This window comes from Dictyobacter aurantiacus, assembly GCF_003967515.1.
Taxonomy (GTDB): Bacteria; Chloroflexota; Ktedonobacteria; order Ktedonobacterales; family Ktedonobacteraceae; genus Dictyobacter; species Dictyobacter aurantiacus.
On sequence record NZ_BIFQ01000002.1, the window covers coordinates 116528 to 129561 of the forward strand.

Annotated in this window: 7 protein-coding genes; 5 read left to right on the forward strand and 2 right to left on the reverse strand. The window is 52.3% G+C overall.

Annotated features, from left to right (window positions below; translation table 11 throughout):
• The first annotated feature begins 268 nt into the window (after positions 1 to 268).
• The 5 genes from KTT_RS25315 (at position 269) to KTT_RS25335 (ending at position 7122) form a co-directional block, all read left to right on the forward strand.
• Positions 269 to 2356 (forward strand): tetratricopeptide repeat protein, encoded by a 2088-nt coding sequence (locus KTT_RS25315; RefSeq protein WP_218031010.1) that lies wholly within the window; start codon positions 269 to 271, stop codon positions 2354 to 2356.
• 191 nt (positions 2357 to 2547) lie between these two features.
• Entirely contained in the window at positions 2548 to 3450 is a 903-nt protein-coding gene (locus KTT_RS25320) for a CE1 family esterase (RefSeq protein ID WP_160146130.1), read from the forward strand.
• Between the two features lie 208 nt (positions 3451 to 3658).
• On the forward strand, positions 3659 to 5050 hold the full coding sequence (locus tag KTT_RS25325) for an ABC transporter substrate-binding protein (RefSeq protein WP_160146131.1): 1392 nt from the start codon (positions 3659 to 3661) through the stop codon (positions 5048 to 5050).
• 103 nt (positions 5051 to 5153) lie between these two features.
• Complete coding sequence (locus tag KTT_RS25330; RefSeq protein WP_218031011.1) at positions 5154 to 6152, forward strand: carbohydrate ABC transporter permease; 999 nt, start codon at positions 5154 to 5156, stop codon at positions 6150 to 6152.
• Positions 6153 to 6171: 19 nt separating this feature from the next.
• Positions 6172 to 7122: a carbohydrate ABC transporter permease gene (locus tag KTT_RS25335; protein WP_126600037.1), complete on the forward strand. Its 951-nt coding sequence runs from the start codon at positions 6172 to 6174 to the stop codon at positions 7120 to 7122.
• A gap of 1811 nt (positions 7123 to 8933) precedes the next feature.
• Here the strand turns inward: KTT_RS25335 and KTT_RS25340 are convergent.
• Positions 8934 to 11057: an ADP-ribosylglycohydrolase family protein gene (locus KTT_RS25340; protein WP_126600039.1), complete on the reverse strand. Its 2124-nt coding sequence runs from the start codon at positions 11055 to 11057 to the stop codon at positions 8934 to 8936.
• A 226-nt stretch (positions 11058 to 11283) separates the two neighbouring features.
• Positions 11284 to 12885 (reverse strand): alpha-amylase family glycosyl hydrolase, encoded by a 1602-nt coding sequence (locus tag KTT_RS25345; protein WP_126600041.1) that lies wholly within the window; start codon positions 12883 to 12885, stop codon positions 11284 to 11286.
• Positions 12886 to 13034 lie beyond the last annotated feature (149 nt).

Sequence of the window (13034 nt, forward strand, 5' to 3'; positions counted from 1 at the left end):
CCTCACGCTTTATATCACGACTGGTAACGCTATTCATAAAAATGAAGGATAATATTATGATACTCTATTTTTCTTGATCAATCTAGTAACTACTCAAAATCCTTCATAACTGTTGTATGATTCATCGCCTTATTTGGGTAGGTAAATCAGCGTATGATCGAATTATCAGGCAAAGCCCATTAGAGGTGAGATTCACCGCATCTCGACAAGACACAGGTTTAAATGCGACATTATTTGAAGATAGCGAGTAAATGCAGTGCTGGCCGAGGTGGTCATTGACCGTCTTTTTCCCAAGCTTAAACGTCTACAACTTTCAGCAAAACTATGCTTTCCATCATCTGCAAAACCATGGGTAAAGTTACTGATTGGTCGCCAGGAAGAAATAAACCACTTACAAGAATTGCTCTTACCACATAAAGCAGCCCATCTGATTACCGTTGATGGCATCGGCGGAGTGGGGAAGACGGCACTGGCACTTGACGTAGCTCATCAAATCTGGCATGCCAGTACTGGCGAAACGGTTACACCCCACCTTCCCACTTTTGACGTGATTGCTTTTGTTTCTGCTAAGCAGCAATATCTTACGGCTGGCGGCCTCCTTCCACGAACGCAGACCCACAGCACATTACGCAAAATCTTCCAGGAAGTATCATTGATTCTAGGGCGTGATGACATTCGCCTGACCCCATTTGAAGAGCAAGCAGATCTGGTACGTGAGGCGTTTGGTCGCCAAAGGACACTGCTGATTGTCGATAATTTAGAAACGATGGAAGATAAGCAAGGAATTCTCTCATTTCTCTATGAGCTTACATCTACCGTCAAAGTTGTCCTGACCACACGTGAACGGGCCATCTACACCCCCATCCGCCTGGAGCAATTGGCGGAAGATGCCACGATCGAATTGATTGAGCAACAAGCGGAAGAGAAACAGGTATCGTTGAGCCAAAAAGAAGTTCAAATGCTCTATAAGCGCATTGGCGGCATCCCGGCAGCCCTGGTCTACGCCGTTGGTCAACGGGCAGCGGGCTACTCAATGGAGTCCATACTGCGCATGGTGCCGAGCGCTGATGGGGATGTTGCTCGTTTCTGTTTCCAGGGATCGGTCGAGCCATTACGGGGAAAGAAAGCACATGAGATGTTAATGGCATTTGCTCTTTTCCCTCGTATGCCATCTCGTGCTGCCGTAACCTATGTTGCTGGACTCGAAACCGATCCTATTGAAGCAGAAGAAGCATTGTCACAGCTACAACGTCTCTCCCTTATACGAGAGCTTGATGATCGCTTCCGTATGCTTCCGCTGACACGAGAATATGCGTTAGCAGAATTGAGAGCACACCCAGATTTTGAAAAGAAAGCACATGAACGTTGGGTCACCTGGTATCTCCGCTTTGCGCAAAACTATGGCGGCCATGACATGGAGGATTGGTATAAACGCTTCGATCCTTTGAACGAGGAGTGGGAAAATCTCCAGGCACTCTTTGACTGGTGCGCCGTTCACGATAGATATGATGTACTCAAAGTGTTCTGGTGCGCAGAGGAACCTGGAAGCATTATCGACTTCACAACCCTCTATGGGCATTGGGACAATCGCCTGGATTGGCTCAACTGGCTCATAGACGCCGCTGAGGGGAGGGAAGACTGGCTTACGTGGCTAGATGCTACCGCCAGTAAAGCTATTACGCTCGCGCTTATGACTCGCCATGCGGAAGCTGAAAAATGCTTCGAAGAAGGTGAGCAATATCTTTCCTACGCACAGCCACATATAAAAGTACACTGGTTGATTAACAAAGTGTATCCCTCCGTCTTTAAAATAGGCCCGAAAAATAGAGAGAAAATAAACACGCAAGAATATTTTGATAAGGCTCTCGCTCTTCTGGATCAAGCCAGAGACATAGTTCCGCATGTGCCAGACGCACAACTCCGCACTCGGTTTACCCTCAATATTAACTATAACTATGCCAGCGCATTTTACTGGAGAGGGGAAACTGCCATTGCCAAAGGAACCTTTCAGAAGGTAATGGAGGAGGCGAATACGTTTGGCTGGCAGTGGTTGGCAAATGGCGCCCAAAATTATCTGGGGGATATAGCCAGAAATGAAGGTGACTATGATACCGCGGAACGCTTGCTGGAACTTGGTCTGAGAATAGCTGAGCGCAATAACGAAAAGCGGCGCACTGCCAAGTATAAGAGCTCACTGGCGTATCTACGCCAGAAGCAGGGCAGGAGGGATGAGGCACTTGAATGGGCTAGAATGGCGTATAGTGATTTTAGTAGAATTAAAGTCCTGGGGGTAGATCTAGAGATAAAAAGAATGGAAAGCCTTATAAACACCCTGGAGTCAAATAGGAGCCACTAAAGGTGCCGCCAACTCAACATATTAAGGATATAAGAAAATGGCCTTTTATGCATTGGATGCGGAAAAAACGGGCCCTCTTACCTATTGCCCCACTCTTCTGGCTATGCTGCCTGGCAATCACTGGCTGCGTGTTAACTACCGCATCAATACCCCATCACCCTTCAAGTACCGCTGCACAGAATACATCAAACATGGCTGGTTCGTCCTCTTCACAATCTTCTCAACAGGGCAAGAGCGCTTGTATAGGTAACTCGCCGGTGCGCGCGGGCACCACTCAAAATCAAGTTGTAGTGGTCCCTCCAGCTGTCGCGCGAGGACAACATACCCGCACGTATCTAGTCCATACACCAGCTCACTATACCTCCCACGCGCCGGTGCCAGTAATAATTGTCTTTCATGGTCATGGAGGAACCTCCAGTAACGCAGAGCGGGAGACCGGCTTCTCCCAGCTCGCGGACAAAGAACATTTCATGGCGGTCTATCCTCAAGGTCTACCCGATGATCAGCAGCTACCTATGTGGGCGAGTATCGGTCCATATGACTACAATATTGATGAGACGGTCTTTATGAATAATATGCTGGATAAGCTGACCAACGATTTTTGTATCGACTCCCAGCGTATCTATGCGACTGGCTTCTCGAATGGCGGTGGCATGAGCGGCTTCGTCGCCTGCCAACTCTCTACGCGCATCGCCGCAGTCGCCCCGATTGCGGGCAACTACTATCCATTGCAGGCTGGCTGCCATCCCAGGCGACCCATTCCCATGCTTGAGATCCATGGTAGCGCGGATCCCGTTGTGCCATACAATGGCATTCCAGCTAAAGTCAATCCGCCATGGCCGCTGCCCGCGGTACAGGATTGGTTGCACGAGTGGGCACAACGCAATGGCTGTACGCAGGGACCAGAAATTTTTGCCCGCGACAAGAACTCGACTGGCTTCCGCTGGACCGGCTGCCGCCAGGACGCTTCTATCCTGCACTATCGCATTGAGGGCGGCGCACATAGCATTCCGGCGGCGATCGGCAACCTGTCCACGGAACAGGTGATCTGGAATTTCTTTAAACTCCATTCTTTATCTGGCCCAATATCATAGGCATTACGCGCTACATGTCATCTTTTTTGCTTTGTGATAGCCTTTTCCATCGTGTCAATCAAAGCATAGCTATGCTTTGATTGACACGATGGCGTTTTACTCTTATAATATTGTTATAATATATAATATGGTTTTTATAGCGCTAATATTTATATGTCATTCTATTGTTCTTGTACTTGCTTTTCTGTTTATCGGGAAGGTGCCTTTTATGAATAATTATGCACCTGGAACAATGTTTTGGTCTCGGCGTCATATGCTGCAAAAAATGTGCAACGCCGCTCTTGGGCTTGTTACGACTGGAAGCATGCTAGCCACCTGTGGAGGAAGGAGCCCTTCTTCGAATACGACGTCGGTGAAGATAAGTGATGCTCCCAAAGTCGATCCCGGGTCAGCAAGCTATCAAAGCTGGCTTGAAGTTGTAACCCGATTTGAGAAGGCGCATCCACAGTACAACATCGTTGGCGATAGCTACCAGTTCGATCCGACGACCTTCTATCCAATGTTTGCAGCTGGACAGGCGGATGATGCGATCAATACTTATTTTACCGAGTCTCAGTATATGATTGAGCATCACATCGCTGCTGATATCCAGGCTGATTTCGATACCACCCCGTTCAAAGATATTTTTTCCCCCGACGTTCGCCAGGTGGTTTCTGGTTCTAACGGGCACATGTACGGCTTGCCAGCGAACGCCTATGTGCTCGGATTGATCTACAACCGCGCACTCTTTACGAAGGCAGGTCTGGACCCGAACCAACCACCCACGAACTGGGATGATTTCCGTGCCTATGCCAAACGCATTGCCGAGAAAACAGGCGTCTCTGGCTTTGTGGAAAACGCCGCCGGCAACCAGGGTGGTTGGCACTTTATCAACTGGCTCTATAGCACCGGCGGAGTCGTGGAAAGCAATGCGGGGACAAAGACAACGGCGGCCTTTCAGAGTGCACAGGGAGTGGCGGTCCTGCGCATGTTGCAGCAGATGCGCTTCACCGACAAATCAATGCAGATGCAAACGGCTACCTTCCAGCAGGGTGATATCACCAATGCCGTTGCGACTGGCAAAGCAGGCATGTGCATCGGGGCAGGGGATTCATGGGGAACTCTCTATAGTGGGAAAGGCTCTCTCGATTTTCTGGGTCTGGGCCCGATGCCGCAAAACAACGGTCAGCATGGCGCTCTGGGTGGCGGCGGCCTCTGGGTGATTAATAGCAAGTCGACAGCCAATGCGATCAGGGGGGCTGTGCTCTATACTTCGTACCGATCCTTCGATCTGCACAGCTACGAGGATCAGCTCAAAGCACAGGTCGCCCAGAACAAACCAGTTGGTATCCCCGGTGCCAACCTGTTCAGGGGCAGCTACGCCAGGCAGTATGATGCGATTACGAGAAAATATGCGAATCTGCCGCTGCAAAATTACGCGGCGTATGCCCATTCTTCTGTTCCCCTGGTGCCTGAACCACGCCTGCACGCTCAAGACCTTTACAGTGAACTGGATGCTGTTATGCAAGCCATATTCACCGATCCCAGTGCTGATCCTGAAGCTCTCCTGGAGAATACAGCTAGTTCGTTCCAGTCCCGTTACCTGACTACAGCATCGTAGCCAGCAGCAACTTCCGTGGAGGGCGAATTGCTCCTCATGGCATAGGCATTCTCTCCACGGAGATTTCTGCATCAAGGTAGATACAGTTCGTTTGGAGGGCGCTTTGGCCAGACACCATGATACACCAGGCACCACATGCGCGCTAGACGCGGCAAAAGCTCAGGGTCGCCTGCAAGCGCGGCGCAATTACCGGAAGCGCACACTCATCGAAAATATGTTTGGCTGGGTCTGGCTGCTTCCAGCAGCCTTCTTTTTCTCACTGTTTACCATGGTTCCGATCGTCAAAGCGTTTACCTTTGCGTTTCAATACAATGACCTGATCAATCCACCCCGATGGGTCGGCTGGAGCAACTTCATGTATGTGCTGGCTGATCCACAGTTCTGGACGGCCTGGAAAAATAGTGCTTTTTTCATGCTATACGCACTGATCTTTGGCTATTTCGTACCAATCATTCTCGCCATTATTGTGAACGAGATACGCAGGGGTTCCAGCGTCTTCCGCCTCTTTTTTTACTTACCGGCCTTTGTGCCGCCAGTCGCGGCGGCGATTCTCTGGAAATGGATCTACCTGCCTGATGGAGGTCTCGCGAACACCATCCTTGAAGCACTCCACATTGTGCCGCAACCTTTCCTGAACTCCACAACGATGGCGTTACCCTCTCTGGTCATCTACAGTACCTGGGCGGGATTTGGAGGTTCGCTCCTGCTCTATACCGCGGCCTTACGGGGTGTCTCAGTGGAACTGTATGACGCGGCCGAGATTGACGGTGCCAGTATTCTTCAGCGCATCTGGCATGTAACATTCCCGCAGATCCGTTTCCTGATGCTCATTATGCTGATTGCGCAAATCCTGGGCACGATGCAGGTCTTCAACGAGCCGTTCCTGTTTACCAGCGGTGGACCCGCTTACGCCACAACGACAGTGGTATTGCAGATCTACAATTACGCCTTCCGGGAAGGTGACTTTGGCGCGGCCAGTGCGCTTTCCCTGATTTTGTTTGTGGTGCTGGCTATGCTCTCCATGTATTATCTCTACTTGATGCGCGCCAGTCTGGGATTGGTCAAGGATCGCCCCACTCATAGATACGCGCCCCGAGTGTGAAGAAAGGTCGCTGAACTACATGGCTGCTCTTCCCGATTTGATTGGTACGCCAGGACGTCGACGCCGTGATTCATCAGGACGTGCCCGGGAATCGCAGGTGCGTACGTTGATCTCGCCGATAGAGATGCGCAATGTGAAAGTGCGTGTAGTCTACTACATACTGTTCGCGTTCATGGTTTGCGTGCTCTTGAGTACCGCATTCCCACTCTACTGGCTTTTTACCGGATCGTTGAAACAACCACTCGAAATGGCGCAAATACCCCCGACCTTCTGGCCTCTCCATCCAACATGGCAAGGCATACAGGACGCCCTGACACAAATAGACTGGCTGCGAGCCTTTTTCAATACGGTATTTCTGTCGGTTGGCAGCTGGGTGCTGGGCACGCTGGTCTCCACGACGGCTGCCTACTCCTTTTCGCGTCTGCGACCGAAGTTTGGCAATCTGCTCTTATTCCTGTTCATGTGTACGCTGATGGTTCCCAGCATTGCTCTGTTCATTACACAATACGCCACTATCCTCGATGTCCCAATCTTCCATTGGAATCTTATTGGCACACCTTTCGCGCTCTGGTTTCCAGGAGCTTTCAACGCTATGAGTATCTTTATTTACAAATTGTTTATGGATACTATTCCGACCGATATAGTCGAGGCCGCTCGCCTGGATGGGGCCAGGCACTGGACGATTTTCTGGCGCATCTGCCTGCCACTGATCAAGCCCGCTCTGGTCGTCGGGTTGATCTTTTCATTTATCGCCGATTGGAATGGGTTTCTCTGGCCATTACTCACCCTCAGTCGATCAGGATGGGAACCGATCGGCCTGGCACTCTATCAGTATCAACTCGGCGATGCGCCATTGGTCGATCAGATTGCCGCGGCCTCTCTGGCCTCTCTTGTGCCATTCATTCTTGTTGCGATCTTTCAGAATCAGATTATCAAAGGCAATGCCGCCTTCGCAGGCCTTAAAGGCTGAGCCTACTGGCTTTGTAGCATGTGGGAAACCTCTGTTATCAACAGGAGGACATCTTCTATGAACATCTCTCGATTTTTCATGATGCTCACCCGGCTCCGCTTCCCGAAGTTCATTGGCGGCACGGCACAAGGATCGTGCCTTACCTCACCCACCAATAACACACGATCAGACATAGTAGCCACAGCCAGGCTCACACTCAACGAAATAGCCCCCGGAAACCTTTTTGAGTCAGGGCAACAGATGGCCCTGCTGGAATCCGTTCAGGACTCAAGCGGGCTGGGAGGAACGTACACGCTCAGCATCACGGTTCAGGATGCCTATGGCACAACCGTTGCCCGGCACACCGACCATGTAGTTCTGACACCCAATGGCACCTTCTCTCGTCAGATCATGATCGACACCAAAAAAATGGGCTGGTACAACGCGACGGCCATGCTCCAGTCAGCGAGCACAATAGTAGCAACCGCAAGCAGTTCGCTGGCGCTTCTATCTCCACCCGTCAACAGACCAGAACCAGCGTCCCCCTGGGGCATCGGCGGAGGCGGTGCCTGGCTCGGTATCCGTTTCGATGAAAATGGGTCCGTCAGGAGCTTTCAACGCATCCACAAAGCGGGCATCGCATGGAGTCGCGAAGAATTGTTCTGGAATAATCTTGAGCCGAGCCAGGGCACGTGGCACTGGGCGGCCTTCGATGCATCCATGCTTCAAGCACGCGAACACCATGTACTTATAATGGGCCTGCTCGATTACTGGGCATCATGGTCTATCCCAGAGGGCTGGAATGGCCGCCCAGACAACATCGATTGGCAGACGGCGCTATCAAACTTCAATAATTTCTGCTATCAGGTCGTCAACCGCTATAAACCGGGAGGTGTACTCGCCCGGCAGATGGGCTGGACCGATGGCTATGGTATCCGCTACTGGGAAATCTGGAACGAGCCAACCACCTCCCAATACTGGCGATCCGACGGCGCACATTATGGCTTGCTCCTCAAAGCAGCGAGAGAGGGAATCAAACGGGCCGATCCCGATGCGTTCCTGATTGGCTCCAATGGGGGGTTTGATTTTGATCATCATGCGATCCAGGTGGCGGGGATCACATCCTATGACGCAATAGCCATCCACATTTATGCCTCGCGAGATACGACGCCTGAGGCAACCAACTACGTGCAGATCATCCAGTCCATGCGCTCGTTCCTCAATGAGAACGGCGGCCAGCACGTAGAGATATGGCTCACCGAAACCGGCTGGGACCTTCTACAAGGGGTCAGCGTCTGGGATCAGGCCAACTTCATTGTTCGAGCACAGATTGCCTCCGTGGCGGCCGGGGTGGCCAGAAGCTTCATTTTTACACTCCAATATGCTGGCGAAGGTTGGGGCCTCTTAAACGACAATGGCGAACCACGGATCTCCTACGCAGCCTATGCCACGCTTACTGATCAGCTCCGCGGCTTGCAGCCAGCAGGGGAAGTGCCAATGGGGGCCGCGCTGCGCGCGTACGTCTATGCAGGTGACGACCGGGTCGTGGGAACCGTCTGGAGTATCGATCAAACAGGCAAGCTTGAGATGGACGTTGAGCACGAAGAGATTGAGGTCTATGACCTTATGAACAACCTCGTCGGGAGAGCATGCAACGGCCATCTGACCGTCGACCTCACCGGAAGTCCACAGTTCCTGCGCAGCAGGACCGCATCCGCCGCCAGGTTGGGCCAGATCATCCGTGAGGGCAGGGTCATCAGCATCGCACCACCAGGCATCGGCATCGCACCACCAGGCATCGGCATCGCCACGTACTGTGTATCATATCCTTACTACCCGGCTGGCTGCACAGTCACACCGCCACACTCCATGCGCCCTTCCTGGCACAGCAGGGCAACGCCTCCACTCGATAACGGCGTTCCTTCATCTTCGACATCAAAGAGCAGCGTCCCATCCACCCAGGCCTGAAGATGCTCCTTGACCACTCGAATGCGGACGCTGTAGGTCCGGTCAAGCTCCCACTGCAGTGGTGCTTCTCCCAGAACCGTCTCTCCATCCAGCACTTTGAGCAAATATACCTTCCCGGTTTCACTGAGCATCAGGGCATAATAGCGCTGCAATCCCTGCACTCGCGCCCCCAGGCCGGCCGCCTGGACCGCATGGGGAGTAATGGCCGCGCTGACGACATAATCGGTCCATTCGCGCGTCCCTTGCGAGATCATCCCTCGTCCATCGTTCTGCACCAGGCGATAAGGCTCGGGAGATCGCCCTTCAAATTGATCAACAGCGTTGACCCATGCACGCCTCCACATTATTCCGCCGTCAAGAGGACGTGTCAGGGTAATGTTGGGTGCGCCTGCCCAGCCGAGCGAGGCCAGGTAGACACGACCAGATACCTCTTTCTCTGCGCTCAGCTCAATCCCAATGGTCGCAATCGGTTGGCCCGTGGTATCGGGAATACGCCATGTCAGGATCTGCTCCTCCCCGGCGGCTAGATCCTGCTCAGGACCTTTCACCGTCACCAGATGGTCATCCTTACCATAGTACTGCAGTGACAGACGCACCGTCACCGCTGCGCCATTGCTGTGATCAGCTCCCAGGCGTGCCTGAACCGTCTGACCCGCATAGAGCGTCGGCGAGGCCAGCAGGGTATAGCCGGGCATCGTGATGGCATCAGGGGGCACGAAGGTCGGTGTTGCCACGCGCGCCTGCTGGCCTGCCCCCAGTCGCTCATAGCGGATCTCCAGGCTGCGCTCGTGTTCCTGCCCCTGATACAGGGCATTGTCCAGGTGCACGCGCGCAGCCGATTCTGCCTCTGCTGCATCCACATGAAAGCCCTGCACCGATCCTGGTAATGAGAAATGGAAGCGCGCTCCCTGCCTGGGCGCCTCAAACGGTATCCCCCGTAACGCATGACCGGCCCTGACGAGATGATAGGTCTCGGTCACCGCATCAGTAATGGCTCGCCCACCATCGGCGGTGGGCAAATAGAGACGATCCGCCACTGGCCCGCGCCAGTCCGGCCCACCCTCTAGCCCCTGTAACCCATTTTTGATCCCCAGCAAGCACCCGACGTTGCCGGAGTTGCAGTCGGTATCCCACCCGGCCGTGTTGGCGATCATCAGCGAGCGATGAAAATCATCCTCACCGTAGAGAAGAGCCAGGATGATCAACGCATGATTGGGAACCATGTGACAGTTGCCGCCATAGCGATCATAGCCATAGCGCTCCACAATCTTTTCACGCGTCTTGCGCCAATCCGGCTCGCTCTCATGCCAGTCCCGGATATCGTGAATCACGCGGTAGATGACCGAATCACGCGGAATAAAGGAGGTTCCGAGATCGAGTAAGGCATTGATATCACGCTCAACAAACGCCTGGGCCTCCATGGCAGCCAGCACCTGGGCGCCATAGATGGCCTCACCATCATGGCTCACGCTCGCCGCTCGCCGCGCGAATTCCGCGGCCTGCTCGGGATCGCCCGGAGAAACCATGGCCCAGCCATCGATGAAGATCTGGGAGCCGATCTGCTCGGACACGACTTTCCCGTTTAAGGCCATCGATCCACTCTTCGGCGCTTTTATTCCTCTCTTCAAACGCAGATAGGCCGTATGTTCCGTCGAGTTCCCCAGCCCACCCCACCACAAAATGGTGCGGCCTTCAATAATATAGTTGAGCCATGTCTGCCCGATCTGCGCCGCCGTCACATTGCGGTCATAGCCGTAGTCGGCCAGGGCGCGTACAAAGGTGAAGGTACCAGAAATATCATCATCGGTCACGACCAGGGGCACACCCCGTCGTTCGTGCACGTACTGCGTGATCTCACCAAGTTCTTCCATGATATGCTCATACGTCCAGCCTTCAAACGGGCGCCCAAGGTAGACCCCGATAATCTTCCCCAGCACACCGGCATAGACACGTTCAGCATAATCTTTAGGCAGGGCAAGCAATGACATATGTGATCCTTTCGCAAGAGCATACATAAACCATATATATCTTCTCTTTGCACGACGGCAACATCAAGACAGGACGCCGAGAGAAATGCACTTATACCTACACTTTATCATCTATGATTCATGTGGATCTTAGCGGCATCCTCTCAACGCTATCTGCCCAGATTCATACCAGGCTCCCTTAGATGCATGCACACCAGAAGGAACTTATAGCTATATGAAACGGATATTAGTCGTCGATCTCGATAAGACAACCTTCGTTTGCTCGTAACACAAAATTGGTTAGCTCGACCTGATCATTGCGATCCAGGAAGGTTGACAATACCACATTCCCCTGCCTGGCATGGTCGAGATGGAGCTGCTGCTCCTGGCCAGAGCAGTTTAGTGCCACGAGATACCGCTTGCCTTCTTGCTCCCTGATATAGACAAAGCAGTCATCAGGCACTCCATCTAAGGATGTGTAGCTACCCGTGGTGAGCGCCGGGATGGATTGCCGAAGTGACAATAACTTTTTTACGAGGGTGAGATAGGAGTGTTCATCATCTTGCTCCACCTGTACATTCACATGCTGATAATCCTGGGACAATGGCAACCAGCTCGTAACGCCGGGTTGGGTAAAACCTGCTCCAGGTTGACTATTCCATTGCATTGGTGATCTCTGCGGATCTCGACTATGCTGAGGGTTGTCTTTTCCCTGGGGATCGTGCATCATTTCCGGCGGTACAACGGCATCTTGCATACCCAGTTCGTCCCCGTAGTACCACGTTGGCGTTCCTCGCAGGGTAAGTAGCAGCATGTGCGCGATGCGTGCCTGCTCTTTTCCAATACGGCTGGCGATACGGGAGCGGTCATGATTCCCTAATACCCAGTTCGGCCACGCTCCTTCTGGCAGTGCCTTTTCGTACATATCTACACAGGCGCGGATAGTACTGGCGCTCCAGGTCGCGAGCTCGATGAATTGAAAGTTAAATGGCAGATGGACCTCATCTAAAGAATGTCCATAATAATGCATCAACTGTGGCACCGGCAGATAGATCTCGCCGATAAAAACGCGTTCGTCATAACGGTCTACCAGGGATCGCATCTCTTTGATCACATCATGCACTTCAGGCTGATTCTCAGTGTAGCGACCTTCCTGCCTTGCATAAGGCGGATCACCGGGCTTCCATCCCGGTCGGTTTGGATTATCCCGGAACTGGGCGTCTTTGATCATCATCCATATGACGTCCACACGAAAACCATCGACTCCCCGATCAAGCCAGAAACGCAGCACATCGTACATCGCTGCTCTCACTTCTGGATTTCTCCAGTTGAGGTCCGGCTGCTTGACGTCAAACATGTGCAGATAATATTGTCCACTGCCCTCATCAAACTGCCACGCGGAACCACCAAAAAAGCTCGTCCAGTTGTTGGGTGGACCACCATCAGCCGCTGGATCACGCCAGATATACCAGTCGCGTTTGCTGCTTTCCCGACTTGAGCGGGATTCTACAAACCAATCATGCTCATCAGATGTATGATTGGGGACAAAGTCTACAATGAGTTTGATGTTGCGCCGATGGGCTTCATGCAGGAGTGCATCAAAATCATTCAATGTGCCAAACAGTGGATCGATATCAGTATAGTTGGCTATATCATATCCAAAATCGGCCATTGGCGATGGATACACTGGCGATAGCCATACTGCATCTATCCCCAGCCATTCTAAGTAACCGAGCCGTTGCGTAATTCCCGCCAGATCTCCAACACCATCTCCGTTACTATCCATAAAGCTACGAGGATATATCTGATAAACAACTCCGGTCTGCCACCATTTATGCATTTGTGCCATAAACATTTACCCCTAGCAAATACCTTTGAATAATGATTAAGTATCCTTTAACAGGTCCTATCCAAATTGATGCACCTGTGATAGGTCCATAGGACCACCCACATCGCATTCTCCATTGATGTGATTCTATTTATCTTACAATATTGTCA

What these genes read in the sequence shown, in the direction of transcription:
- KTT_RS25320 (WP_160146130.1), top strand. Translation starts at nt 2,548, where the DNA reads ATGGCTGGTTCGTCCTCTTCACAATCTTCTCAACAGGGCAAGAGCGCT.
- KTT_RS25325 (WP_160146131.1), top strand. Translation starts at nt 3,659, where the DNA reads ATGAATAATTATGCACCTGGAACAATGTTTTGGTCTCGGCGTCATATG.
- KTT_RS25335 (WP_126600037.1), top strand. Translation starts at nt 6,172, where the DNA reads ATGGCTGCTCTTCCCGATTTGATTGGTACGCCAGGACGTCGACGCCGT.
- KTT_RS25340 (WP_126600039.1), bottom strand. Translation starts at nt 11,057, where the DNA reads ATGTCATTGCTTGCCCTGCCTAAAGATTATGCTGAACGTGTCTATGCC.
- KTT_RS25345 (WP_126600041.1), bottom strand. Translation starts at nt 12,885, where the DNA reads ATGGCACAAATGCATAAATGGTGGCAGACCGGAGTTGTTTATCAGATA.